Annotated in this window: 21 protein-coding genes; 18 read left to right on the top strand and 3 right to left on the bottom strand. The window is 70.2% G+C overall.

The window, feature by feature from the left end:
- The first annotated feature begins 50 nt into the window (after positions 1-50).
- The 6 genes from MFF01_RS19755 (at position 51) to MFF01_RS19730 (ending at position 6,326) form a co-directional block, all read left to right on the top strand.
- Positions 51-1,250: a D-alanyl-D-alanine carboxypeptidase family protein gene (locus tag MFF01_RS19755; RefSeq protein ID WP_238227957.1), complete on the top strand. Its 1,200-nt coding sequence runs from the start codon at positions 51-53 to the stop codon at positions 1,248-1,250.
- Complete coding sequence (gene tmk, locus MFF01_RS19750) at positions 1,247-1,921, top strand: dTMP kinase (RefSeq protein WP_238227956.1); 675 nt, start codon at positions 1,247-1,249, stop codon at positions 1,919-1,921. The genes MFF01_RS19755 and tmk overlap by 4 nt, the downstream gene beginning before the upstream one ends.
- On the top strand, positions 1,911-2,972 hold the full coding sequence (locus MFF01_RS19745; protein ID WP_238227954.1) for a DNA polymerase III subunit delta': 1,062 nt from the start codon (positions 1,911-1,913) through the stop codon (positions 2,970-2,972). Before tmk ends, MFF01_RS19745 begins: the two co-directional genes overlap by 11 nt.
- A gap of 68 nt (positions 2,973-3,040) precedes the next feature.
- Entirely contained in the window at positions 3,041-4,609 is a 1,569-nt protein-coding gene (gene metG, locus MFF01_RS19740; protein WP_238227952.1) for a methionine--tRNA ligase, read from the top strand.
- A 45-nt stretch (positions 4,610-4,654) separates the two neighbouring features.
- Positions 4,655-5,434, top strand: a complete 780-nt coding sequence (locus tag MFF01_RS19735; RefSeq protein ID WP_238227951.1) for a TatD family hydrolase — start codon at positions 4,655-4,657, stop codon at positions 5,432-5,434.
- 88 nt (positions 5,435-5,522) lie between these two features.
- Positions 5,523-6,326 (top strand): MBL fold metallo-hydrolase, encoded by an 804-nt coding sequence (locus tag MFF01_RS19730; protein ID WP_238227950.1) that lies wholly within the window; start codon positions 5,523-5,525, stop codon positions 6,324-6,326.
- Between the two features lie 34 nt (positions 6,327-6,360).
- On the opposite strand, the gene MFF01_RS19725 is transcribed toward MFF01_RS19730, so the two are convergent.
- Together MFF01_RS19725 and MFF01_RS19720 are read right to left on the bottom strand one after the other, a co-directional pair.
- A complete protein-coding gene (locus tag MFF01_RS19725; RefSeq protein ID WP_238227949.1) occupies positions 6,361-7,185 on the bottom strand; it encodes an SGNH/GDSL hydrolase family protein in 825 nt (274 codons plus the stop codon).
- 396 nt (positions 7,186-7,581) lie between these two features.
- Positions 7,582-7,821, bottom strand: coding sequence for a hypothetical protein (locus tag MFF01_RS19720; protein WP_238227948.1), 240 nt, complete (start codon positions 7,819-7,821; stop codon positions 7,582-7,584).
- A 233-nt stretch (positions 7,822-8,054) separates the two neighbouring features.
- On the opposite strand from MFF01_RS19720, the gene ada reads away from it, so the two are divergent.
- Both ada and MFF01_RS19710 read left to right on the top strand, forming a co-directional pair.
- Positions 8,055-9,146, top strand: a complete 1,092-nt coding sequence (gene ada / locus MFF01_RS19715) for a bifunctional DNA-binding transcriptional regulator/O6-methylguanine-DNA methyltransferase Ada (RefSeq protein WP_238227947.1) — start codon at positions 8,055-8,057, stop codon at positions 9,144-9,146.
- A 181-nt stretch (positions 9,147-9,327) separates the two neighbouring features.
- Positions 9,328-10,176, top strand: a complete 849-nt coding sequence (locus MFF01_RS19710; RefSeq protein ID WP_238228110.1) for a DMT family transporter — start codon at positions 9,328-9,330, stop codon at positions 10,174-10,176.
- Between the two features lie 19 nt (positions 10,177-10,195).
- Here the strand turns inward: MFF01_RS19710 and MFF01_RS19705 are convergent, their stop codons facing one another.
- Positions 10,196-10,984 (bottom strand): trypsin-like peptidase domain-containing protein, encoded by a 789-nt coding sequence (locus MFF01_RS19705; RefSeq protein ID WP_238228109.1) that lies wholly within the window; start codon positions 10,982-10,984, stop codon positions 10,196-10,198.
- 477 nt (positions 10,985-11,461) lie between these two features.
- Here MFF01_RS19705 and MFF01_RS19700 point away from each other — a divergent pair, with 477 nt between their 5' ends.
- The 10 genes from MFF01_RS19700 (at position 11,462) to MFF01_RS19655 (ending at position 21,354) form a co-directional block, all read left to right on the top strand.
- Positions 11,462-13,345 (top strand): methanol/ethanol family PQQ-dependent dehydrogenase, encoded by a 1,884-nt coding sequence (locus MFF01_RS19700; protein WP_238227946.1) that lies wholly within the window; start codon positions 11,462-11,464, stop codon positions 13,343-13,345.
- A gap of 141 nt (positions 13,346-13,486) precedes the next feature.
- Positions 13,487-14,362, top strand: a complete 876-nt coding sequence (gene moxJ / locus MFF01_RS19695; protein WP_238227945.1) for a methanol oxidation system protein MoxJ — start codon at positions 13,487-13,489, stop codon at positions 14,360-14,362.
- 85 nt (positions 14,363-14,447) lie between these two features.
- Complete coding sequence (moxG, locus tag MFF01_RS19690) at positions 14,448-15,041, top strand: cytochrome c(L), periplasmic (protein ID WP_238227944.1); 594 nt, start codon at positions 14,448-14,450, stop codon at positions 15,039-15,041.
- Positions 15,042-15,128: 87 nt separating this feature from the next.
- Positions 15,129-15,419 (top strand): methanol dehydrogenase [cytochrome c] subunit, encoded by a 291-nt coding sequence (locus MFF01_RS19685; protein ID WP_238227942.1) that lies wholly within the window; start codon positions 15,129-15,131, stop codon positions 15,417-15,419.
- Between the two features lie 361 nt (positions 15,420-15,780).
- Positions 15,781-16,812: an AAA family ATPase gene (locus MFF01_RS19680; protein ID WP_238227940.1), complete on the top strand. Its 1,032-nt coding sequence runs from the start codon at positions 15,781-15,783 to the stop codon at positions 16,810-16,812.
- A complete protein-coding gene (locus tag MFF01_RS19675; protein ID WP_238228107.1) occupies positions 16,812-17,705 on the top strand; it encodes a DUF58 domain-containing protein in 894 nt (297 codons plus the stop codon). The genes MFF01_RS19680 and MFF01_RS19675 overlap by 1 nt, the downstream gene beginning before the upstream one ends.
- The gene (locus MFF01_RS19670; protein ID WP_238227939.1) at positions 17,705-18,646 is read left to right on the top strand and encodes a nonribosomal peptide synthetase MxaA; all 942 of its coding nucleotides are present in this window, start codon (positions 17,705-17,707) and stop codon (positions 18,644-18,646) included. The genes MFF01_RS19675 and MFF01_RS19670 overlap by 1 nt, the downstream gene beginning before the upstream one ends.
- A 14-nt stretch (positions 18,647-18,660) precedes the next feature.
- Positions 18,661-19,710, top strand: coding sequence for a vWA domain-containing protein (locus tag MFF01_RS19665; protein ID WP_373319826.1), 1,050 nt, complete (start codon positions 18,661-18,663; stop codon positions 19,708-19,710).
- A gap of 34 nt (positions 19,711-19,744) precedes the next feature.
- A complete protein-coding gene (locus MFF01_RS19660) occupies positions 19,745-20,365 on the top strand; it encodes an MxaK protein (protein ID WP_238227937.1) in 621 nt (206 codons plus the stop codon).
- Positions 20,362-21,354 (top strand): VWA domain-containing protein, encoded by a 993-nt coding sequence (locus MFF01_RS19655; protein ID WP_238227936.1) that lies wholly within the window; start codon positions 20,362-20,364, stop codon positions 21,352-21,354. The genes MFF01_RS19660 and MFF01_RS19655 overlap by 4 nt, the downstream gene beginning before the upstream one ends.
- The last annotated feature ends 3 nt before the right edge of the window (positions 21,355-21,357 follow it).

The raw sequence follows: 21,357 nt of genomic DNA, 5'->3' as shown, positions 1-21,357 counted from the left end.
AGCGGCGGCGGGAGCCGGGCGATCCCGGTCGGATTGGTGTGAGGCGAGTGATGCGCGCGACGATTCTCGACGCGACCCGGACGGCCCTGGTCTGCGGGGTTCTCGTCCTGTCCGCCTGGGGCGGGGCCCGTGCCCAGAGCTTCCAGACGGCGGCCCCGCACGCGATCCTCATCGACGCCGATTCCGGCTCGGTGCTGTTCGAGAAGGGCGCCGACGACCTGTTTTCCCCGGCCAGCATGGCCAAGCTGATGACCACCGAGATCGTGTTCAACGAGATCCGGCAGGGCCGGCTCACCATGGACTCGGAATTTCAAATCACCGAGGACGCCTGGCGCCGGGGCGGGGCGGGGGGCGGCGGCTCGTCGATGTTCGCCCAGCTCAACAGCCGCATCAAGCTGTCCGATCTCCTGCGCGGGCTCATCGTCCAGTCGGGCAACGACGCCGCCATCGCCATCGGGGAGGGCATCGCCGGCTCGGAGGAGAATTTCGGCCGGATGATGACGGCGAGGGCCAAGGAGATCGGCCTCACGCGCTCGACCTTCCGCAATGCCACCGGCTACGCGGCGCCCGACCAGAAGGTGACCGCCCGCGATCTCGCCAAGCTCGCGCTCCACCTCATCGAGACCTATCCTGACCTGTACAAGATCTTCTCCGAGCGTGAATTCACCTGGAACAAGATCAAGCAGCAGAATCGCAATCCGCTCCTCGGCCTCGACATCGGTGCCGACGGCCTGAAGACCGGATACCTCGAGGAATCCGGCTATGGCCTCACGGGCTCGGCCGTGCAGAACGGCCAGCGCCTCATCATGGTGGTGAGCGGCCTGAAGACCGCGCGCGACCGGGCGTCGGAATCCCGCAAGCTCGTGGAATGGGGGTTCCGGGCCTTCGAGGCGCGCCAGGTGTTCACGGCCGGCGAGACGGTGGCGGAGGCCTCGGTCTACGGCGGCGCGCAAGGGAGCGTGCCCCTCGTGGCGAAGAAGCCCGTGCGGGTACTCCTGCCGCGCGGCACCGGCGACCGGATCACCGCCAAGGCGGTCTATGATGGCCCGCTGGTGGCGCCCGTGGAGGAAGGGCAGGCCGTTGGCCGCCTGCGGATCATGCGGGGCGACACCCAGGCCCTGGATCAGCCGCTCTACGCCGGGGCGTCCGTACCGGCGGGTTCGATCACCCAGCGCGCCCTCGACGCGGCCCTGGAAGTCGGCACCGGCCTGTTCCGCCGCGCCTTCGAGAAGGTCGGCGCCAAATCGTGAGGGAGCCGGCGGCCGGGGCGTTCATCACCTTCGAGGGCGGGGAGGGGGCTGGGAAATCCACCCAGGTCCAGCGCCTCGCCGCGCGCCTGCGGACCGGCAGCGGCCGCCCCGTGGTGGTGACGCGCGAGCCCGGCGGCTCGCCGAAGGCCGAGGCGATCCGCGCCGCCCTGCTCTCGGGCGTCGCCAAGCCGCACGGCGCCTTCGCCGAGGCCCTGCTGTTCTCCGCCGCCCGCATCGACCACCTCGATACCCTCATCCGTCCGGCCCTCGCCCGGGGCGAGACGGTGTTGTGCGACCGGTTCGCGGATTCGACCCGGGCCTACCAGGGCGCGGCCGGCGGCCTCGATCCCGCCCTCGTGACGAGCCTGGAGCGGGTCGTCGTCGGCGAGACGCGCCCCGACCTCACCCTCATCCTCGACCTCGACCCTTCCTTGGGCCTCGCCCGCGCCGCGGGGCGTGGGGATGCGGGCCCCGACCGCTTCGAGGCCGAGGCCCTCGCGTTCCACACGCGCCTGCGCGATGCCTTTCGCGCCATCGCGGCTGCCGAGCCGGAGCGGTGCGCCCTCATCGATGCGAGCGCCGAACCGGACGCCGTGGAGGCGGCGATCCGCGCCGCCGTCGCGGCGCGGTTGCCGGCCCTTCTCGGGGAGGCGTCCGGCGATGCGGCCTGAACGCCTGCCCGAGGACGTCGAAGCGGGCGACCTGCCCCACATCCCCCGCCCCCGCGAGCAGGCGGGCCTCGTCGGCCACGCGCAGGCCGAGGCTGCTTTCCTGGACGGGATCGCGTCGGGGCGCCTGCATCACGCCTGGCTCATCGGCGGCCCGCGCGGCATCGGCAAGGCGACGCTGGCCTACCGCATGGCCCGCTGGCTCATCGCCAATCCCGAGCTCGGCCCCTCGCCGAATACCCTCGCCGTCGATCCGGGGCATCCGGCGGCGCGCCAGGTCGCGGCCCTGTCGCACCCGAACCTCGTCGCCCTGCGCCGCACCCGGCCGCCCACCGCGAAAACCCTGGCGACGAAGATCTCCGTGGACGCCGCCCGCGGTGCCCTCGCGCTGTTCGGCTCCACCGGGGGCGCGGCCGGCTACCGCATCTGCATCGTCGACAGCGCCGAGGACCTCAACGCCAACAGCGCCAACGCCCTCCTGAAGATGGTGGAGGAGCCCCCGCCCCGCTGCCTGTTCCTCATCGTCAGCCACGCGCCGGGGCGGCTGCTGCCGACGATCCGCTCGCGCTGCCGGGCGCTGACCCTGCGGCCGCTCTCCGAGGCCGAGGTCGCCCGCGTGGTGACGGGCTTCCCTCCGCCCTTCGTCCAGCCCGAGGCCGAGGCCCTGGCCCGGGCCGCCGCCCTGGCGGAGGGCTCCGTGGCGCAGGCGCTGGCGATGCTCGAGCCCGCCACCGCTAACTTGGTCGCGGAGGTCGAGACTCTGCTCGCCCGCCTCGACCACCCGGACTGGCGCCGCATCCTGGCGCTCGCGGAGAAACTCTCGGGCCGCGACGCCGACGAGCTGTTCGCTGCCAGCCTCGACACGGTGTTCCGGTTCGTCTCGGCCGAACTCGACCGGCGGGCCCACGAGGATCCGGCCCGCCTTGCGGCCCTGGTCGAGGTATGTGACAAGATCGCCCGTGCCGCGCGGGAGGCCGCGACCTACAATCTCGACCGCCGGCCGCTGGTCCTGTCCCTGTTCGGAGACCTCGCCGGCGCCGTGCGCGCGGCCTGAACCGGACGGACCCTCACGACGATCCGTCCCGTCATCCCTTCGAACCCTGCCTCCGGGGAACTTCAGACGTGACCGACCCGGCTTCCGAAAAGACCTTCGGCCTCACCACCGCGATCTCCTATCCCAACGGCGCGCCGCATATCGGCCACGCCTACGAGGCGATCGCCACGGACGCCCTCGCGCGCTTCAAGCGGATCGACGGCTACGACGTGCTGTTCTCCACCGGCACCGACGAGCACGGCCTCAAGATCCAGCAGACCGCCGCCAAGGCCGGGATTTCCCCGCGCGAACTTGTCGACGACATGGCCGCGCGCTTCCGCGCCATGGTCGAGGCGCTCGATTGCAGCCACGACCGTTTCATCCGCACCACGGAGCCGGAGCATTACCTCGCCGCCCAGGAACTCTGGCGCCGGATGGAAGCGAACGGCGACATCTACCTGTCGAAATACGCCGGCTGGTACTCCGTGCGCGACGAGGCCTACTACAACGAGGACGAGACCGAACTCGGCCCCGACGGGGAGCGCCGCTCCCGCGAGACCGGCACGGCCGTGACCTGGATGGAGGAGGAGAACTTCCTGTTCCGCCTCTCGGCCTACGGGGACCGGCTGCTGGCGCTCTACGACTCCCAGCCCGACTTCATCGGCCCCGAGAGCCGCCGCAACGAGGTGGCGAGCTTCGTGCGCTCCGGCCTCAAGGACTTTTCCGTCAGCCGCACCAATTTCGACTGGGGCGTGCCGGTGCCGGGGCACCCGGACCACGTCATGTACGTGTGGGTCGATGCGCTCACCAACTACCTGACCGTCACGGGCTTTCCCGACGACGCCGATCCGAGAAAAAAATTCTGGCCGATGGATCTCCACGTCATCGGCAAGGACATCGTCCGCTTCCACGCGGTGTACTGGCCGGCTTTCCTCATGTCGGCCGGGCTGCCGCTTCCAAAGCGTGTGTTCGGCCACGGCTTCCTGCTCTCCAAGGGCGAGAAGATGTCGAAATCCCTCGGCAACGTCGTCGATCCCATGGACCTCATCGCGACCTACGGCGTCGATGCGTTGCGCCATTTCGTCCTGCGCGAGGTGCCGTTCGGCGGCGACGGCAACTACAGCCATGAAGCGATCATCACCCGCTACACGGCGGACCTGTCGAACGGCCTCGGCAACCTCGCCCAGCGCTCGCTCTCGATGATCGCCAAGAATCTTTCGGGATTGGTTCCCGAGCACGGCGCCTTCACGGAGGAGGATCGCGCCCTGCTGAGTCTCGCCGATGCCCTGCCGGGCACCGTCCGCGAGGCCATGGACCGGCTGGCCCCCCACACGGCGCTGGCCGAAATCTGGGCCGTGGTGACGGCCTCCGACCGCTACTTCGACGCCCAGAAGCCCTGGGTGTTGCGCAAGACCGATCCGGCCCGCATGGCCGCCTCCCTCTACGTGGTGGCCGAGACCCTGCGGGCCATCGCCATTCTGGTGCAGCCGTTCATGCCGGGCTCAGGCTCCAAGCTCCTCGATCTCCTGGCCGTGCCGGAGGACAAGCGCCGCCTCGCCGATGTGGGGGAGGGGGGGCGCCTCGTGCCGGGCACGCCGCTCCCCGCCCCCGCCGGGCTGTTCCCCCGCTTCGTCGAGCCGGAGGCCGCAGCGGATTGAGGGCGTGGTTGGATCCGCACGCAATCAAGAAACGTCGAGTCAAAGATGCTGGTCGATAGTCACTGCCACCTCGATTTCCCGAACTTCGCCGAGGACCTGCCCGGCGTCATCGCCCGCGCCAGACAGGCGGGCGTGACCCGCATGGTCACCATCGCGACGCGGGTCGCCAAGGCGAAAGCCTACGAGGCCCTGTCGGAGGCGCATCCCGAGATCTGGCACACCATCGGCACCCATCCGGACGGCGCCGGAGACGAGCCCGACGTGCCGACCGAGACGATCGTGGCGCTCAGCCGGCATCCGCGCTGCGTCGGCATCGGTGAATCCGGCCTCGACTTCCACTACGACAATGCCGCGCCGGAGGCGGTGCAGGAGCGGGTCTTTCGCCGCCACATCGCGGCGGCGCGCGAGACCGGTCTGCCCCTCGTCATCCATTCGCGCGACGCCGATGCCGAGATGGAGGCGATCCTCGTCGACGAGATGGGGCAGGGGGCCTTCACGGCGGTGCTGCACTGCTTCTCCTCCGGCGCCCGTCTCGCCGAGGTCGGCATCGAACTCGGGCTCTCCATCTCGTTCTCCGGGATCGTCACCTTCCGGCGTTCGCAGGATCTGCGCGCCATCGCCCTGAAAGTGCCCCACGACCGCCTGCTGGTGGAGACCGACGCGCCGTTCCTGGCGCCCGAACCCCATCGGGGCCGCACCAACGAACCCGCCTACACCGCCGATACCGCCCGCGCCCTCGCCAAGACGTTCGCGATGACGTTCGAGGATTTCGCCGCCCTCACCACCGCCAACTTCCACCGCCTGTTCCACAAGGCCGCCGCCTGACACGGGCGGGGCAGACGGGAACGGGAAGCGGAGGAGGGGGCGTGACACGCCCCTGCCCCCTCCGATACCAACGGGGCCGGAGGGTACGATGGGTTCCTTGACGTTGACGATCCTCGGCTGCGGCTCGTCCGGCGGCGTGCCCCGGGTCGCCTACGGCTGGGGGGCCTGCGATCCGGCCGAACCGAAGAACCGGCGGCGGCGCTGCTCGCTCCTCGTGGAGCGCACCGGGCCGGAGGGCGATACCGGCGTTCTCGTCGACACGTCCCCTGACCTGCGCGAGCAGCTCATCGGTGCCGGCGTGCGCAGCCTCGATGCGGTGCTGTTCACCCACGCGCATGCCGACCACACCCACGGCATCGACGATGTCCGCCCCCTCGTCCTTCAAATGCGTCGGCGCATTCCGGTCTATGCCGACGCCCACACCCGTGCGCTCCTGGAGCGGCGCTTCGGCTACTGCTTCGCGACGCCGCCGGGCAGCGAGTATCCGCCCATCCTCGACATGAACAGCCTCATGGCGGGGGAGACCGTGGCGGTGGGGGGCGCGGGGGGCGCCGTGACGGCCCTGCCCTTCGCCATGGAGCACGGCAACGAGGCGGCGCTGGGATTCCGGTTCGGTCCGGCCGCCTATGCGCCCGACGTCAGCCTGATGCCGGAGGCGGCCCAGGCGCATCTCCATGATCTCGATCTGCTCATCATCGACGCCCTGCGGGAGACGCCGCATCCGACGCATTATTCGGTCTCGGACGCCTTGGCCCTCATCGAGACGGTGCGGCCCCGTCGCGCGGTGCTGACCAACCTCCATACCGATCTCGACTACGCCACCCTGGCGCGCAAACTCCCGGCCCACGTGGTGCCGGCCTACGATGGCCTGAGCCTGACGGTGGATGGGTGATCCGGGAGGAGGGCGGTCCGACCCGGAGCGTCTCTCAGTTCCGGGCCGGGGCCTCTTCGGGCAGGCCGGCATTGGCGAGGATCTGGGCCGTGGCCGCCTTGGCGAGGCGGTCGTAGCCCGCATCCGTCATGTGGAGTCCGTCGGGGCCGATCATCTGGGTCGGCGTGAGCAGGCCCTTGGCCACCCAGGCACGCATGAGGGCGTTGCGGCGGATCACCGGCACGCCGAGTTCCGTCGCGACCTCGTGTAGGGCCGTGCCGTAGCGTTCCGAACCGGCGGTCCCGGACAGGCGCTTACACCATTGCTGATCCATGAGAATCACGTCCGCCCCCGTGGCACGGATCGCCAGGATGCCGGCCCGGGTGAGTTCGGCGAAACGCTCGACGCTGACGCCGGTCATCGGGTCGTTGCTGCCCGTCTGCCACACGACGAGATCGGGCTTCTCCGCCAGCACGTCGGTCTCGAGACGCCGTGCCATGGCCTCGGAATCGTCGCCGCCCTTGCCACGGTTGACCACGGTGACGGATTGATGTCCGGCCTTGCCCAGGCGCGCCTCGAGGTCCTGCTGCAGTTGCGCCGGGTAGGCGGAGGCCGGCGAGGAGGCACCGATGCCTTCCGTCGACGAGGAGCCGAACGCCACGATGCGGATGTCCCTGCCCTCGGCGACGAGGCCGGCCAGACGCGGCAGGCGGGCCAGGGTCCGGGCGTGAAGGGCGGGGCGCCCCGAAGAAAGCGCCGCCGGGGGCACGTCCAGCCCGGCATGCCGCTCGATGGCCGGAGCCGGCTCGGACGCCACCGGGCCGCACAGGGTCGCTAGGGCGAGGATCGGGGCGAGGGCAAAGCGCGCTGAGATCGGCATCACGTTCGCTTGGTGGAATTGTCCGGACGGTGCACGCCCCGCGAGGCGATGCGACCGCGTAATTCATTTCTTGAGCCGAGATTATGACGAAGGCGAGGGCGTCGACGGATTGGCATGCCACAACCGGCCCGATTTGTACGGGTTATGCCCCGAACCCCACGCTCAGGATGAATCCGGGGTGCATGCCGGACGACCTCGATAAGCCCCCTGCCCCTGATTCTTCGAAGGTTGGTTCCATAATATATCTTATGCGAACGGAATTCGTTGGAGCAGAAGCGGCACTCCGCAGCGGTCCGGGGCTGTTTCAGCCCCGCGTCCGGCGCGGGTGTCGGGACAGCCTCGTTTGGGCGCCCTCGCCCACCACGAAGACTGCGCCGGGGCGACCGGGCGTCCGGCTCAGATCCTGAGCTCTACCCGATTCGGAGTGACCGTCACCGCGTCGGGGCGGCGATCCGTGGCCTCGATGGCGTAGTGCATCGCGTCCTGTTGGGTCCGGAACAGGCCGCCGGCGAGACCGTGGATCTCCGCGGCGACCCAACGTCCCTGCGGATCCTGGCCGACCACGAACCTTTGGGCGGAGGTTGGGTGCGTCGTGGCCGGGGCGAGGGGGCTGGACGAGAGGATCGTGGCGGACATGGATCGGCCGGGGTTCGCGCGATCCCGTATCGGACCGCCCCTGCAACCTGCTCCTGCGCGCATAAGGGTTCGAGGCGGAGCCGGATGCGCCGACGTAAGGAAGCCATCAGGAACGCGGACGGGCCCGTCCGTAGGCCGTCCGAGGTGGCGGCCGGACGAAACCTTCGGGCGAGGGCGGTTTCGACCGCAAGGAACGGGATGCGCGTGCCGTTGGAAGAGGCCAGGATAGGGCCATGTCGACCGCCCTCCCCGCCACCCTCGATCCTCCGGCGCTCCATGCCGACACCTGTTGGGCCGCCGTTGCCGCCCGCGATCCGGCGGCCGATGGGCGGTTCGTCTATGCTGTGCGCACCACCGGGGTGTATTGCCGTCCGGGCTGCGGCGCCCGCACCCCGCGCCGGGAGAACGTGCGCTTCCACGCCACCCCGGCGGCGGCGCGGGAGGCGGGCTTTCGTCCCTGCCTGCGCTGCCGCCCGGACGATCCGCCCCGGTCCGCCCGTCATGCCGCGGCCGTCGCCCGGGCCTGCCGCCTCATCGGGACGGCCGAGGAGCCCCCTGCCCTGGCGGATCTGGCCCGGACCGCGGGCCTGAGCCCGTTTCATTTCCACCGGGTGTTTCGCGACGTCACCGGGGTGACGCCGAAGGCCTATGCCGAGGCCGTGCGGGCGGAGCGCCTCGCTGCCGGATTGCCGCGTGCGGGATCGGTGACGGAGGCGGCCTACGCGGCGGGTTACGGCACGGCGAGCCGATTCTACGCCGCGGCCGGCCGGCATCTCGGCATGACGCCCGGCGCCTACCGCAGGGGCGGGGCGGGCATCGCCATCCGCTTCGCCGTGGCGGCCTGTGCGCTGGGCTTCGTCCTGGCGGCGGCCACCGAACGGGGCCTTTGCGCCATTCTGCTGGGTGACGATCCAGAGGCCCTGGCGCAAGACCTGCGGGCCCGCTTTCCCCGCGCCGACATCGCCGGGGCAGGGGTGGACTTCGCCGCATGGCTCGCCGAGGTCGTGGCTTTCGTGGCGGCCCCACGCAACGGACTCGCCCTGCCCCTCGACATCGGCGGCACCGCGTTCCAGCAGCGTGTCTGGGCGGCCCTGCGGGCGATCCCGGCGGGACGGACGGCGACCTACACGGACATCGCGAACGCCATTGGCCAGCCCGCCGCCGTGCGGGCCGTGGCCCTCGCCTGCGCCGCCAACGCCCATGCGGTGGCGATCCCCTGCCACCGGGTGGTGCGCGCGGACGGGTCGCCCTCCGGCTACCGCTGGGGGATGGCCCGCAAGGCGGAACTCCAGGCGCGGGAGAAGGCCGGGCGGGATCCGGAGTGACCGGATCGCCATGTGTCCCGCGCCCTTTCCCTTGCGCTTGCCCGGCGGGTCCGGACGGGGGAAGAGGGGCCCCCGCCGCGCGAAAGGCTTCGTCCCATTGAGCGTGACACCGCCCTCCCCCGCCCGGCCGCCGCAGGGCCGACCGACGGCGCTTTCCGCCTACCCGCTCCTCGCCGGCACCATGCTGCTGTGGGGCGGCAACGTGGTGGCCAGCAAATGGGCGGTGGGCGAAGTCTCGCCGCAAGTCCTCACCTGCCTGCGCTGGGCCATCGCCTGTCTCGTCCTCGCCCTGCCGGCCCGCGCCGGCCTCGTCGCCGAGTGGGGGCGCCTCAAGGCCCATTGGCTCTACGTGCTGCTCATGGGAGCGTGCGGCTACACCCTCTATGCCAGTCTGTTCTACGCGGCCGGTCTCTACACGACGGGGATCAACATCGCCCTGTTCCAAGGGGCGATCCCCGTTCTCGTCATCCTCATCAACTATGCCGTCCACCGGGTTGCCGTGAGCGGAGCGCAGGCTCTGGGCGTCGTCGTGACCCTGGCCGGTGCCGTGGTGGCGGCCACCCACGGCGACTGGCGGGTGCTCACGCATTTCGGCTTCAACCGCGGCGACGTTCTCATGCTCGTCGCCTGCCTGCTCTATGCCGGCTACGCCGTGGCGCTCACCGCGCGGCCGAAGGTCTCGGGCCTGACCTTCTTCACCGCCATGGCGCTGGCCGCCTTCCTCACCTCCCTGCCGCCGCTGGCCGCCGAGTGGACGCTCGGCCACACGATCTGGCCGACGCCCCGGGGCTGGCTCGTCGTCGCGTTCGTGGCCTTGGGCCCGAGTCTCGCGGCCCAGCTCGGTTTCATGCGCGGGGTCGAACTCATCGGCCCGAACCGGGCCGGCCTGTTCGTCAACCTCGTGCCGATCTTCGGGGCGGGCCTCGCCGTTCTCTTCCTCGGCGAGCCGTTCCGCTGGAACGACGCCCTGGCGCTCGCCCTCGTCATCGGCGGCATCGCCATCGCCGAGCGTCTCGGCCGGCGGCGGTGAGGCCCGCGTCCCGGCGCCCTCACCGCGCCGCCACCGCCTTGCGCAGGGCGGTCAGGAGGTCGCCCTCGAAGGCCAGGGCCGAGCCGTAGTGGAAGTCGATGTCGAAGGGCTTGCGCGCGTTCATGGAAAGCGAGGCGCTCTGCATGGCCACGAGTCGGCCGGCCTCGTCGAACAGGCCAGAGCCCGATCCGCCGAAGCCGTCGTTGCAATCGTGGCGCAGCCGCCGGATGCCGCCTTCGCTCGGCGGATCGACTTGACGGATGGCACAGGCTTCGAGGCTCGCCGGCCCGCGATAGTTCTCGTGCCCGCCCGGTGACACCATCACGACGGGCAGTCGCAGGGGGCCCTCCCCCAGGGTCGGCGCGGTCGGTATGGGCTGGGGCCGCGCGCCCTCCACGGGGTGTGCGAGGCGCAGGATCGCCCAGTCGTCGGTGATGTGGAGGGCCTGCGAGCCCGGCACCGCCCCGAGTTCGATGCTGTCGGGCACGAAATCGTAATTGCGCCCGCCGATCTGGAAGAAGCAGTCGCTCACCTCCCGCGTGGTCTCGAGGCGGCGGTTGCGGAAGTTGTGCGCGTTGAGCACGACCACGGACGGATCGCCGATGAGCCAGGCGGCGGCGGCTTTCCTCGGAATGCCGTCCGCCCCGTGGCAGAACAGCACGCCCGCCCCCGGATAACGTTCGATATCCGCCCCCGTGAGGTCCCGGCGGCCGTCCCGGGGATAGAGGGCGGCGAGGTCCCAGCCCGGGATGTCGCGGGCCGGAAGGTCCCGGGCCGAGGCCGGTCCGGCGGCGCAGAGCAGGGCCATGAGGGCGGCGGCGTGGACCGCCCCGACGGACCTCGCCGAGGTCTTCGCCAAGGACTCCGGCAAGGCGTCCCGACCGATTCCGCGCCTGCGTCCGAACCCCCGCCCGATCCTTGGCGCCATCGGTCCCCGCTCCCTTCTGCCGGCCCGTTCGCCCGTGCCGTTGCGATAGTGGTGCGACGACCCCGGAGGACGGTCAAGCGACGGGGTGCCGCTGCGCGATCCTCATGATCTATTTGCCAAAGTGTCCCGGTTAGAAATGTCGGACCGTCTAGAGACTTCGCGCCTTGAAGATGTCTAGAAATAGGGGCTGACGGAACAGTAATAAGCTTCTTATAAGACAGATTTAGTCTAATAAAAGCTTAAGAGCGCAGCGGTTCTTCTCTCGAGGACGCGGTGTCAATGTTCCGAAGCGGCGGGAGAAACAGCCACGCGGGACCGCAAGGTCTGTAGACGGGGCGGCAGCTGAGGAGACGCACGATGATGAGGTACCTGAGTTCCGTATCGGTGCTGGCCGTGATGGCCCTGGCGCCCATCGGGATGGCCAGCCAAGCGTCCGCCAACGACAAGCTCGTCGAGCTGTCGAAGAGCGACGAAAACTGGGTCATGCCGGGCAAGAACTACGACTCGGACAACTACAGCAAGCTCAAGCAGATCAACGCCGGCAACGTGAAGGACCTGAAGGTCTCCTGGAGCTTCTCGACCGGCCTGCTCAACGGCCATGAGGGCGCGCCCCTCGTCGTCGACGGCAAGATGTACATCCACACTTCGTTCCCGAACAACACGTTCGCCCTCGGCCTCGACGATCCGGGCCACATCCTGTGGCAGGACAAGCCCAAGCAGAACCCGGCCGCCCGCGCGGTCGCCTGCTGCGATCTCGTGAACCGCGGCCTCGCCTACTGGCCGGGCGACGGCAAGACGCCGTCCCTCATCCTCAAGACGCAGCTCGACGGCAACGTCGCGGCGCTCAACGCCGAGACCGGCGAGACGGTGTGGAAGGTCGAGAACTCCGACATCAAGGTCGGCTCCACGCTCACCATCGCCCCCTACGTGGTCAAGGACAAGGTGATCATCGGCTCGTCCGGCGCCGAGCTCGGCGTGCGCGGCTACCTCACCGCCTACGACGTGAAGACCGGTGCCCAGGTGTGGCGCGCCTACGCCACGGGTCCCGACAAGGATCTGCTGCTTGGGCCCGACTTCAACGTCAAGAACGCCCATTACGGCCAGAAGGGACTGGGCACCTCCACCTGGGAGGGCGATGCCTGGAAGATCGGCGGCGGCACCAATTGGGGCTGGTACGCCTACGATCCCGGCACCAACCTGATCTACTTCGGCACCGGCAACCCGGCGCCGTGGAACGAGACCATGCGTCCCGGCGACAACAAGTGGACGATGACGATCTTCGGCCGCGACGCCGATACGGGTGAAGCCAAGTTCGGCTACCAGAAGACCCCCCACGACGAGTGGGATTACGCCGGCGTCAACGTGATGATGCTGTCGAACCAGAAGGACAAGGACGGCAAGGACCGCAAGCTCCTCACCCATCCGGACCGCAACGGCATCGTCTACACCCTGGACCGGACCGACGGCTCGCTCGTCTCGGCCAACAAGATCGACGACACCGTCAACGTCTTCAAGTCCGTCGATCTGAAGACCGGCCAGCCGGTGCGCGATCCCGAGTACGGCACCCGGATGGACCATCTCGCCAAGGACGTCTGTCCCTCGGCCATGGGCTATCACAACCAGGGCCACGATTCCTATGATCCGGAGCGCAAGCTCTTCTACATGGGCATCAACCACATCTGCATGGATTGGGAGCCCTTCATGCTTCCGTACCGTGCGGGCCAGTTCTTCGTCGGTGCGACGCTGAACATGTACCCCGGCCCGAAGGGTGACCGGCAGAACTACGAGGGTCTCGGCCAGATCAAGGCCTACAACGCCATCACGGGCGAGTATAAGTGGGACAAGATGGAGCGTTTCGCCGTGTGGGGCGGAACGATGGCCACCGCCGGCGACCTCGTGTTCTACGGAACCCTGGACGGTTACATCAAGGCGCGTAACTCCGACAACGGCGACCTTCTCTGGAAGTTCAAGCTGCCGTCGGGCGCCATCGGTTACCCGATGACCTACAGCCACAAGGGTGATCAGTACGTCGCCATCTACTACGGCGTCGGCGGCTGGCCGGGCGTTGGCCTCGTGTTCGATCTCCAGGATCCGACCGCCGGCCTCGGTGCCGTGGGCGCCTTCAAGAAGCTCGCCAACTACACCCAGATGGGTGGTGGCGTGATGGTGTTCTCGCTGAACGGCAAGGGTCCGTACGACGATCCGAACGTCGGCGAGTACCAGACGGCCGCCAAGAAGTAAGGCTCGCGCCCGACACGACCTCCCCGCCGGCCCTGGCCGGCGGGGACCCCCGCGACGATCCCGCGCGCGAAGGCCACGCAAGGACACGCCATGTCCCGCCGTCGCGCAGCTCAAGAAACAACCGAACAACGGATCTCCCTCATGTCGCTCGTCACCGGACGTCGCCGCGCGGCGATCTCGGCCGCCTCGCTCCTGGCGTTGGCCTGCCTGTCCCCCGCTCACGCCGCCGAGGATGCGGCGAAAGCCTCAGGCCCCGCCGACGACACCACCCTGCGCATCTGCGCGGCCGTGCAGCCGCCCCTCTCGATGAAGGACGGGTCGGGTCTCGAGAACCGGATCGCCACGACGGTGGCCAAGGCCATGGGGCGCAAGGCCCAGTTCGTCTGGCTGGAGAAGCCGGCGATCTACCTCGTGCGCGACGGCCTCGAGAAGAAACTCTGCGACGTGGTGGTGGGCCTCGACAGCGACGATCCGCGCGTCCTCGCGACCAAGCCATACTACCGCAGCGGCTACGTCTTCATCACCCGGGCCGACCGCGACCTCGACATCAAGTCCTGGACCGATCCGCGCCTGAAGAGCGTCGACCACATGGTGGTGGGCTTCGGCACCCCCGGCGAGGCGATGCTGAAGGATATCGGCCGCTACGAGGAGGACATGGCCTACCTCTACTCGCTGGTGAACTTCCGCGCACCCCGCAACCAGTACACCCAGATCGATCCGGCGCGGATGGTCAGCGAAGTCGCCAGCGGCAAGGCCGATGTCGCCGTGGCCTTCGGCCCCGACGTCGCCCGCTACGTCAAGGAATCGAGCACCCCGCTCCGGGTGACGCCCGTGCCCGACGACACCGTGCGCAGCGACGGCCAGAAGATGCCCCAGAGCTTCGACCAGTCCATGGGCGTACGCCGGGACGACACCGCTCTGAAGGCCGCCCTCGACGCGGGCATCGCCAAGGCCAAGCCCGGGATCGACGCGATCCTGAAGCAGGAGGGCGTGCCCCTCTCCGTTGCCTCCAACTGATCCGTGCCAGCCCCGGGCCGCTCGAAAAGGGGCGGCCCGCCCAGAACCCGACCGGACGGTCGGAAAACTCCATCAGAGCGATGTCATGCGTCATATCAAAGGCCTTCTGGCCGGATTCGTCGGCCTCGGCCTCGTCACCGCCGGAGTCCCGGCCCTCGCGCAACCGGCGGGCGGGCCGCAGACCGGGATCGTTTTCCGCAACACCGTCACGGGCGAACAGCTCGACGTTTCGCAGGGCAAGGAGGGCGGCCGCGACACGCCTGCCGTGAAGGAATTCTTCCAGACCGGCAAGAACATCTACATCGATGACAAGTCCTGCCTGCGCAACGGCGAGTCCCTGTTCGCGACGTCCTGCTCGGGGTGTCATGGCCACCTGGCCGAGGGCAAGCTTGGACCCGGCCTCAACGACAATTATTGGACCTATCCGGCCAACACCGAGGATACGGGCCTGTTCGCCACCATCTTCGGCGGTGCCAACGGCATGATGGGGCCGCACAACGAGAACCTGACGCCCGACGAGATGCTGCAGACCATCGCCTGGATCCGGCATCTCTATACCGGTCCGGTCAAGGATGCGGTCTGGCTCAACGCCGAGCAGAAGAAGAATTACACGCCCTACAAGCAGGGCGAGACCTTCCCCACGGACGTCAAGGGCCAGTGCAAGCCGCTGGAGAACTAGCGTCCCTGGGAAGTCACGCCGCGTGACGTGCGCGCGGTGAACGATGAGCGGCACGCGCCGCGCCAACCACAAACGGAGGAGACAGACATGCGGACGTTCATTTTTGCGGTGGCGCTCGGTGCGGGCGCGGTGCTGGCGGCTCCGGCCATGGCGTACGACGGCACCAAGTGCAAGGCCGCCGGCAATTGCTGGGAGCCCAAGCCCGGCTTCCCCGAGAAGATCGCTGGCTCGAAGTACGATCCCAAGCATGATCCGAAGGAGCTGAACAAGCAGGCCGACGCGATCAAGGCCATGGAAGAGCGCAACGCCAAGCGCATCGAGGCAGCCAAGAAGTCCGGCAAGTTCGAGTACGACGTCACCAAGCTCTCGGCGAACTGAGCCCACGGCCTTCGCTTTCGGTCCGCGCGCGGCGTTCCCTCTTCCCGCCACCGGGGAGGGGGGATGTCGGAGACCCGACCGGCTCTCCCGGCCCGGCGAGGGCCGGGCGTCTCCCCCCGCGATCGTTCGACGATTTCGGCGCGCGGCAGCGGAACGGAGCGCCCTCTCCTCACGGAGGGGGCGGGGTGAGGTGCGAGTTCCCTCCGGAGGAGCTGCGCCCGTCACCCTGGTCGTCAGTCCGGAAGACGGGCCCGCGCGCCGAGCCTTGCCGCCGCGATGTCCTCGATCCGCCGGACCACGTCCCGGCCCCGGGGCGCCGCGCCTGCGTGTCCCATCCCGTAGAAGATCCAAGGCCCCCGTGATGAACGAGACCCGCCCCGGCGATGCGATGCTCACCGACTGGCGCCAGGCCGCCGGCCGCTTCGAGCAGGCCGTGTCCGGTGCGGTCGTCGGTCAGGATCGGGCGATCCGCCTTCTCACCATCGCGATCTTCGCGCGCGGCCACGTTCTCCTCGAGGGCGACGTGGGTGTGGGCAAGACCACCCTGCTGCGCGCCGTCGCCCGGGCGCTTGGGGGCGCCTACGAGCGCGTCGAGGGCACCGTCGACATGATGCCGACGGATCTCGTCTACCACACCTATCTCGCCGAGGACGGCCGCCCCCGCGTCGAGCCCGGCCCGGTGCTGCGCCGCGCCGAGGATCTGTCGATCTTCTTCTTCAACGAGATCAACCGCGCCCGGCCCCAGGTGCATTCCCTTCTCCTGCGCCTCATGGCCGAGCGCAGCCTGACGGCGTTCAACCGCGAGTACCACTTCCCGAATCTTCAGGTCTTCGCCGACCGCAACCGCGTCGAGCGCGAGGAGACCTTCGAGCTGCCGGCGGCCGCCCGCGACCGCTTCCTCATGGAAATCGGCCTGGAAGCCCCGCGCGATGTCGAGAGCCGTCGCGCCCTCGTGTTCGATCCGCGTTTCCACGACACGGACGCGCTCATCGCCGGCATCGCGGCCGATGTCCTTGACCACGCCGCCATTCCGGGCATCGGCCGGGCGATCCAGCACGGCATCGGGGCGAGCCCGGCCATCGAGACCTACGTCGTCGGCCTGTGGGAAGCCCTGGTCCGTCCGGGGAGGGCCGGCATCCGTCTGTCCGGCATCGACATGGACGCCCTCGTGCAGGGCGGGGCCTCGCCGCGCGGCGTCGCCTTCCTCGTGCGCGCCGCCAAGGTCCGGGCCTGGCTGGAGAACCGCTCCTTCCTGGTGCCCGAGGATATCCGCGCCGTGTTCCCCGAGGTGATGGCCCACCGCGTGTTCCTCGAACCCGTCTACGAGATGCGCCGCGCCGCCATCATGCCCGAACTCTGCCGCGCCGTGTTCGACACGGTGCCGGCGCCATGATGTCGTCCGGAATCGGAACGACGCCGGCCGGAGCCGGACCGGTCGAGACCGCGCAGGCCGACATCGTCTACCGTCCGCGCGGGCGGGTGCCGGGGACCGCCGTCGGCGCCCATCGCGGGCGGGACGCCGGAGGCCTCGGCACGTTCCGCGATCAGGTGCCGTTCCGGCGCATGCCCGATGCGCGTCGCATCGACGTGCGCGCTACCTTACGCGATCCGTTCGAGGGCACGCATGTGCGCCGGTTCGAGAGCCGCACGGCGATCGAGGTCTGGGCGCTCGTCGATCTCTCCGCCTCCATGCGCTACCGCGGCGAGGCCGACCGGATGGAACTCGTCGCCGCCCTGTGCGCGGGCCTCGCGGCCTCCGCCACCCGTATCGGCGACAGCTTCGGACTGCTGGGCTGTGATGGCGCCGTGCGCGAAGACGTGTCGATGCCGGCGACCCGCCGGCGCGGCATCGGCGCGGCCGTCCGGGAGCGCCTGCTCGCCGCGCCCTGCACGGCCGCGCGGGCCGACGGGATGCGCGAGGCGGGCCGTCGCCTCGTCGGGCGCCCGAAGATCGTGTTCGTGGTCTCGGACTTTCGCTGGCCCGAGGCCCTCGTGACGGAGGTCTTCGCGAGCCTCGCCCGCCACGACATCGTATCCGTGGTGCTGGCCGATCCGTCCGAGGACGAGGGCCTGCCGGCCTGGGGCCTCATGGAACTCGACGACCTCGAAGGGGCCGGGCGCCGGACGGTGTTCATGCGCCCGGCCCTGCGCCGGCGCTGGCTCGCCCACGAGCAGGCCCGCTCCGACACCCTGCGCCGCATCGCCACGACCTATGGCCGGCCGCCGTTCCGCCTCGTCGAGCGGTTCGAGGCCGAAGCCCTCACCCGCCACCTCATCGGGACCTGATGCGCGTCCGCTCCCATATCCTCGCCGCCCTCGCTCTGCTGTGCGCCGGCGCGGCGCAGGCCCAGGTGCGGTCCGTCGAGGTCCGCGCGCCGCGCGCCTTCGGCTACTTCCTCGGCGACCTCGTACGAGCCCAGGCCGACATCGTCGTGGATGCGGGCTTCGCCCTGCAGGCGGCCTCCCTGCCGCAGCCCGGCCCAATGGCCTACTGGCTCGACCTGCGCGACCTGCGCGCCGAGGATCTCGGCCTCGAGAAGACCGCCGAGGGCGAGGCCCGGCGGGTGCGCCTCTTCCTCACCTACCAGAACTTCTACGCCGCCCTCGACGCCCGCGCCCTGGAGATTCCGGGTTTCTCCGTGACCTTCGAGAATGCGAGCGCCCACGGCAGCACCACCGCGACGGCACAAGTGCCGGCTTGGCAGTTCAATATCTCGCCCCTGCGGGAAGTGGTGCCGCCCGCGCGGGAGAACCCGGCCGACTACATGCGGCCGGACGGGCGTGTCGCGGCCGTGGACGCGAGCCCCCTGTGGTGGCGGACGGGCGGCTTCGCGGCCCTCGCCCTCCTCGCCTTCGGGGCGCTCGCCCGCGACCGGGCCTGGGGGCCCTTCCGCGCCCGGCGGGCTCGCCCGTTCGGCGCCGCCTTGGCGCGCCTGCGTCGGCTTCGTCGCGCCCCCGACGCGGAGGCCGCCTACGGGGAGGCCCTACTCGTGCTCCATCGTGGTCTCGACGCCACCGATGGCCGCCGGGTGCTCGCCGATGATCTGCCCGGTTTCCTCGCCCGCCATCCCGCCTACCGCCCCGACGCGGCGGCCCTGGGCGACCTCCTCGGCGCCTCCCGGCTCGCCTTCTTCGGCCCCGGCCCAACCGCTGCCCGCCTCGCCCTGCCCTGGCCGGCTCTCGAAGCCCTGGCGCGGCGTCTGGCCGCCGCCGAGCGGGCAGCGTGATGGCGAGCGACAGCATGGGAGGGGCCCTGGCCCGGTTCGCCGTCGATGCCCCCCTGGTTCTCTGGCTGCTGCCCCTCGCCCTGCTGCCGCTCCGGCGTTCGGCCCAGCGCGTCGTGCCCGTGGCGGCCGTCGATGCCGGCCCGGCCGATGCGTTGTCGCAGGCCGTCGGCTGGACCCTCCGGTTCGCCGGATGCCTCACTCTGGCGGGACTCGTCGTCGGCATCGCCGGCCCGTATCGCCGGGGCGAGACCATCACGCGCACGGGCATCGGCGCCCAGATCTCGATCCTCGTCGATCGCTCCGGCAGCATGAACGAGACCTTCGCCGGACGTCAGCCTTCGGGCGCGGAGGAATCGAAGGCCGCGGCCTCCCGGCGCCTCCTCGGCGACTTCGTCGGTAGCCGCGCCCACGATCAGTTCGCCGTCACCGCCTTCTCCACGGCTCCCATGCTGGTGGTGCCGATGACCGACCGGCACGCGGCCGTGCGCGCCGCCATCCAGGCCATCGACCGGCCGGGCCTCGACTACACCAACGTGGCGCGCGGCCTCGCCATGGGCCTCGCCCAGTTCGGACCGCAGGCCGCCAACGTCTCGCGGGCGCTCCTCATGGTCTCCGACGGTGCGGCGGTGATCGATCCGCGCGTCCAGGGCACCCTGCGCGCCGAGTTCGCCCGCGTCCGGCCGAACCTGTACTGGCTGTTCCTGCGCACCAAGGGCTCGCCGTCCATCTCCGACAAGCCGGCCGGCGAGGACACGCCCCAGGCCGCGCCCGAGCGCCATCTCGATCTGTTCTTCAAGAGCCTCGGCGTGCCCTACCGCGCCTTCGAGGCGGAAGGGCCAGAGGCGGTGGCCGCCGCCATCCGCCAGATCGAGGCCCTGGAGCGCGATCCCATCCCCTACACCGAGCAGCGCCCGCGACGGGATCTCTCCTGGGTGGCCTTCGGGGCGGCGTTGTTCGGCCTTCTCGTCCTCGTGGCGGGCAAGCTCGCCGAAGCCGATCTGCGCCGGGCACGCGGGGCCAACCGGCTGGTGGCCGAGGCTCCATCCGAAAGGATCGCCGCATGACACGGGTTTCAGTCGCTCCGGCGCAGGCCGCTCGATGACCGTCCTGGCCCTTGCCGCCGGGCGGACCGGCCCCGCCCTCCGCGCCCGCCTCGCCCAAGCCCTGCGGCGTGGCCGGCCCCGCCTCCTCGTCGCCCTGCCGATCCTACTCCTCCTCGCAACCCTCGGGTTCGGCGTGGCGGCGTGGCGGGTGGGGCGTGACAACGCCGCCATCGCCGCCCTCCAGGCCGGGCGCGACGTGCCAGTGGGGACCGACGCGTCGGCGCCCCTGCTGCTTGCTCGGATCCAGTATCTCGCCCGGCGGGGACAACCCGAGGGGATCGAGCCCCTCGTCGACGCCCTCGCGCGCACCGGCGACACCGACCGAGTCGCGCGCGCGCGCTACGCCCTGGCCAACACCCGCCTGCGGCAGGCTTTTTCGCATCTCGAGCGCAGCGATCTCGACCCTGCCGGTCCCCTCATCACCCTGGCGCGTCAGGATTATCGCCGCGCCCTTCAGAACAACCCCGATTTCTGGGACGCCAAGTTCAACCTCGACGTCGCCTCGCGCCTGGTGCGCGATTTTCCCGAGTTCGATCGCAAGACCGGCGACGAGCTGAAGGCCGAGCCGAAGCAGATCTGGACTGACATTCCCGGCCAGCCGCGAGGTGAGCCATGAAGATTCCGCTCGCCCGCAACCTTCGCGACGGTCGGTTCCAGGCCTTGGCCGGAGCGACGGTTCTCACCGTCCTGACTTTCGTACTCCCGGCCCTGCCCCTGACCCGCAACGGGGTCTCGGTGCTCGCGGTGGTCGACATCACCGGAAGCATGAACGTGCGTGACTACACCGGGCCCGACGGCAAGCCCGTGAGCCGCCTCGAGACGGCGCGCGGCGCCCTGCGCGACCTCGTCGCCGCCCTGCCCTGCGGCTCGCGGGTGGCGCTGGGCCTGTTCACCGAGCGCCGGCCGTTCCTGCTGTTCACGCCCATCGAGGTCTGCGCCGATTTCGCGCCCCTCGACGGGGCCCTGGCCGTCCTCGACTGGCGCATGGCCTGGGAGGGCGACAGCCGCATTTCCGCCGGCCTGTTCCGCGCCGTGGAGATGGCGCGAGACCTCGGCACGGACCTCCTTTTCATCACCGACGGGCAGGAGGCGCCGCCGCTTCCCAGTACCGGCGGACCGACCTTCGATGGCAAGCCCGGCGCCGTGCGCGGTCTCATCGTCGGAGCGGGCGCCTACGCCCTGTCGCCGATCCCGCGCTACAACGACCGGGGCCGCGAGATCGGCTTCTACGGGGCCGGCGACGTCCAGCAGGAGAACCGCTTCGGCCCGCCTCCAGCCGATGCCGAGAGCCGCGAGGGCTACAACCCGCGCAATGCCCCCTTCGGGGGAGCCGCCGCCACGGGAAGCGAGCATCTTTCTTCCGTGCGCGAGCCCTACCTCAAGACGCTCGCGAGCCAGACCGGCCTCACCTACGCCCACCTCGACGGGCCGGGCGGCCTCGGCCCCCGGCTCCTCGCGGCGGCGACCCCACGCCCCCTGCCCGGTCGCCTCGACCTGCGGCCCTTCCTCGGCGGAGCCGCCCTGGCGCTCGTCCTCGCCGTGTTCCTGCTTCCCATCGCGCGTGCGTTGTCCGTCCCGCGTGCGCTCACCCTGAAGAAAGCCTGATCC

The sequence above is a fragment of the Methylobacterium adhaesivum genome (genome assembly GCF_022179065.1).
Lineage (GTDB): Bacteria > Pseudomonadota > Alphaproteobacteria > Rhizobiales > Beijerinckiaceae > Methylobacterium > Methylobacterium adhaesivum.
Note: the sequence above shows the minus strand (reverse complement) of the source record. Positions and strands in the feature narration are given on the sequence as shown.

What these genes read in the sequence shown, in the direction of transcription:
- MFF01_RS19660 (WP_238227937.1), top strand. Translation starts at nt 19,745, where the DNA reads ATGACCGTCCTGGCCCTTGCCGCCGGGCGGACCGGCCCCGCCCTCCGC.
- ada (WP_238227947.1), top strand. Translation starts at nt 8,055, where the DNA reads ATGTCGACCGCCCTCCCCGCCACCCTCGATCCTCCGGCGCTCCATGCC.
- MFF01_RS19680 (WP_238227940.1), top strand. Translation starts at nt 15,781, where the DNA reads ATGAACGAGACCCGCCCCGGCGATGCGATGCTCACCGACTGGCGCCAG.
- MFF01_RS19725 (WP_238227949.1), bottom strand. Translation starts at nt 7,185, where the DNA reads ATGCCGATCTCAGCGCGCTTTGCCCTCGCCCCGATCCTCGCCCTAGCG.
- MFF01_RS19670 (WP_238227939.1), top strand. Translation starts at nt 17,705, where the DNA reads ATGCGCGTCCGCTCCCATATCCTCGCCGCCCTCGCTCTGCTGTGCGCC.
- moxG (WP_238227944.1), top strand. Translation starts at nt 14,448, where the DNA reads ATGCGTCATATCAAAGGCCTTCTGGCCGGATTCGTCGGCCTCGGCCTC.
- MFF01_RS19705 (WP_238228109.1), bottom strand. Translation starts at nt 10,984, where the DNA reads ATGGCCCTGCTCTGCGCCGCCGGACCGGCCTCGGCCCGGGACCTTCCG.
- MFF01_RS19710 (WP_238228110.1), top strand. Translation starts at nt 9,328, where the DNA reads ATGCTGCTGTGGGGCGGCAACGTGGTGGCCAGCAAATGGGCGGTGGGC.
- moxJ (WP_238227945.1), top strand. Translation starts at nt 13,487, where the DNA reads ATGTCGCTCGTCACCGGACGTCGCCGCGCGGCGATCTCGGCCGCCTCG.
- MFF01_RS19720 (WP_238227948.1), bottom strand. Translation starts at nt 7,821, where the DNA reads ATGTCCGCCACGATCCTCTCGTCCAGCCCCCTCGCCCCGGCCACGACG.
- MFF01_RS19675 (WP_238228107.1), top strand. Translation starts at nt 16,812, where the DNA reads ATGTCGTCCGGAATCGGAACGACGCCGGCCGGAGCCGGACCGGTCGAG.
- MFF01_RS19745 (WP_238227954.1), top strand. Translation starts at nt 1,911, where the DNA reads ATGCGGCCTGAACGCCTGCCCGAGGACGTCGAAGCGGGCGACCTGCCC.
- MFF01_RS19755 (WP_238227957.1), top strand. Translation starts at nt 51, where the DNA reads ATGCGCGCGACGATTCTCGACGCGACCCGGACGGCCCTGGTCTGCGGG.
- MFF01_RS19735 (WP_238227951.1), top strand. Translation starts at nt 4,655, where the DNA reads ATGCTGGTCGATAGTCACTGCCACCTCGATTTCCCGAACTTCGCCGAG.
- MFF01_RS19730 (WP_238227950.1), top strand. Translation starts at nt 5,523, where the DNA reads ATGGGTTCCTTGACGTTGACGATCCTCGGCTGCGGCTCGTCCGGCGGC.
- MFF01_RS19665 (WP_373319826.1), top strand. Translation starts at nt 18,661, where the DNA reads ATGGGAGGGGCCCTGGCCCGGTTCGCCGTCGATGCCCCCCTGGTTCTC.
- MFF01_RS19700 (WP_238227946.1), top strand. Translation starts at nt 11,462, where the DNA reads ATGATGAGGTACCTGAGTTCCGTATCGGTGCTGGCCGTGATGGCCCTG.
- MFF01_RS19685 (WP_238227942.1), top strand. Translation starts at nt 15,129, where the DNA reads ATGCGGACGTTCATTTTTGCGGTGGCGCTCGGTGCGGGCGCGGTGCTG.
- MFF01_RS19655 (WP_238227936.1), top strand. Translation starts at nt 20,362, where the DNA reads ATGAAGATTCCGCTCGCCCGCAACCTTCGCGACGGTCGGTTCCAGGCC.